General features: G+C 48.2%; 1 protein-coding gene. It reads left to right on the top strand.

Annotated features, from left to right (window positions below):
* On the top strand, window positions 1–280 hold a 280-nt coding region (locus GJQ66_RS14180), incomplete at both ends, for a hypothetical protein (protein ID WP_196215893.1).

Genomic DNA, 280 nt, shown 5'->3' with positions numbered 1-280 from the left:
AGACGGAAACCACTTATACTCTTTTCAAAAAGTATCTGTTCTCTGGCATCAATAGCGCGGAGCGTCTTGCGTTTATCCGGCAGACAACCGATGCGCTTGAAGGTTTTGCAGAAGATGGCATCGAGTCGACACTGAACCGCACGGATCTTTCCGTTTTTCGCGGACAATTAAGGAAGGCGATTGAAGCAAAACAATCCTCTGTGTCGTCCGTTTGGTGGAGTTTGTTTGGAAGTGAAAAAGCGGCGGTGGCTGAGGTGAGCAGTAAAAATGGCCTTACCAC

Origin of the sequence: Microbacterium sp. ZXX196 (assembly GCF_009709595.1) — a bacterium.
In the GTDB taxonomy this organism is placed as follows: Bacteria; Actinomycetota; Actinomycetes; order Actinomycetales; family Microbacteriaceae; genus Microbacterium; species Microbacterium excoecariae.
Note: the sequence above shows the minus strand (reverse complement) of the source record. Positions and strands in the feature narration are given on the sequence as shown.